The sequence below is a fragment of the Undibacterium sp. TJN19 genome (assembly GCF_049339485.1).
Taxonomy (GTDB): domain Bacteria; phylum Pseudomonadota; class Gammaproteobacteria; order Burkholderiales; family Burkholderiaceae_D; genus Undibacterium.
The window spans coordinates 1-1,917 of sequence record NZ_JBMPPL010000039.1 but is presented as its reverse complement, the minus strand read 5'-3'; the positions used below and the strand labels follow the sequence as shown (position 1 = coordinate 1,917).

General features: G+C 42.3%; 2 protein-coding genes. Both read left to right on the top strand.

The window, feature by feature from the left end:
* Window positions 1–743 (top strand): hypothetical protein (locus tag ACO0LH_RS28385; RefSeq protein ID WP_422944508.1); only part of this gene is annotated, 743 nt, incomplete at its 5' end.
* A 126-nt stretch (window positions 744–869) separates the two neighbouring features.
* Complete coding sequence (locus ACO0LH_RS28380; protein WP_422944507.1) at window positions 870–1,910, top strand: hypothetical protein; 1,041 nt, start codon at window positions 870–872, stop codon at window positions 1,908–1,910.
* Window positions 1,911–1,917 lie beyond the last annotated feature (7 nt).

Genomic DNA, 1,917 nt, shown 5'->3' with positions numbered 1-1,917 from the left:
TTGTATGCGCTGGCAAGCTGAACCTTACAGTGATGGATGCGCAAGAAGGCGTGATCTATGGGCCCAACGACCTGCAGGCAATCCAGTTCATCCAAAAACAACAACAGCTTGCTGCTCAAAATCGTCCTTGGAGTGAAAAGACGGTCAGGGACACAGTTTTGGGGTATGTAGAACCCTTGCTAGCGAGGCATGGTTTTATTTTCAAAAAGAGCAAATCCGCTTTTGAGCGAAACTTTGATGGCGGGAATCATCTGATTGTATTCGTTACCTATAACTACAATCCTAAATTTAAATTTTCTTTTTACGTATCCGTTAATCTTGATGCAGTAAATTCGCTGGATAAAAAGATTTACGGACCCGAATCAAAAACTACCGCTATGCATTTGGGTAGCAGATTTTTTACGGGGACGAATTCTATGCCAAGCGTAATGAATTTTGAAGAATTTCCACCTTTGTTGAATGAATTGACACAGCAGTTGGAAGAAAGAATATTACCATTCTTGGAGCAATGTCGTGACGTTGTTGGTGTCGATCAAAAAATGAACCCATCAGTTTTGCCCGGTTGTGATCAAAGTGATCGAGTTGAATATCGCGCCTTAATGGTGGCATGGCTTGCGAATAATCCCAATTTTTTAGGCCTGGTGGATTATTATCGTGACTATATCAAAGGGTATTCTCAAGATTATCGCGATCATCTTGAGCAGGCGATCAGCTATTTACTCCAGCACAAAAATGAGGAATGAAGCATGGCTTTTGTCGTTGAACTGTGCGAGTGTCTTAAATAAGAGGGCCATATCTTCAGACTGATAAAAATTGTCTTAATTCGATCTGTCAACAGACGTGCGTTCAAAATCTAATCCATACCCGCCATGAGCTATACGATAGAAATATTTGCCAATCTCTTGCCACAAGAAAGACAACAAGCATTGGCCGAAGCTGCGCATATCAAAGAAGACTATCTGCAAGAAAGCGGCAAGATACATCCGTCCCTGCGTAAATTGCACGCCCAACTTGTGAAGCAATACCCCTGCCTTTCGAGCTACGATGAAGATGATCAGGATAGAGATGACTGCCCATGGTCAGATGGTCCACTGATCAATAATTTTGGTTCGCAAATGGCGATGTTGGGTATTAGCAATCATCAGGATGAAGTATTGGCTTACGTACTTGTATGCGCTGGCAAGCTGAACCTTACAGTGATGGATGTCCAAGAAGGCGTGATCTATGGGCCCAATGACCTGCAGGCAATCCAGTTCATCCAAAAACAACAACAGCTTGCTGCTCAAAATCGTCCCTGGAGTGAAAAGACGGTCAGGGACACAGTTTTGGGGTATGTAGAACCCTTGCTAGCGAGGCATGGTTTTATTTTTAAAAAGAGCAAATCCGCTTTTGAGCGGAACTTCGATGGGGGGAGTCATTGGATTGGCTTTGTTACTTATAATTATAGCCCTGAATATCAATATTCTTATTCTGTAGGAATTAAATTTGATGTGCTGGATACACTAAATCAAGCGATTTATGGGCCGGAATCCAGTTGCTATGCAATGCATGTGGGTCGCAAATTTTTCACAGGAAAAAATGCTAAACCCGGAGTCAAGAAATTTGAAGAGTTGCCGACCATGCTGGATGAGTTAATGGTGCAGCTAGAAGAAAAAGTTTTACCTTTTCTCGATCAAGCTTGTGATGTTTTTGGCGTCGATCAGAAAATGAACCCAATAGTTTTGCCCGGTTGTGATCAAAGTGATCGAGTTGAATATCGCGCCTTAATGGTGGCATGGCTTGCGAATAATCCCAATTTTTTAGGCCTGGTGGATTATTATCGTGACTATATCAAAGGGTATTCTCAAGATTATCGCGATCATCTTGAGCAGGCGATCAGCTATTTACTCCAGCACAAAAATGAGGAATGAAACATGG

Coding starts and splice junctions, on each gene's coding strand:
- ACO0LH_RS28380 (WP_422944507.1), top strand. CDS start 870: ATGAGCTATACGATAGAAATATTTGCCAATCTCTTGCCACAAGAAAGA.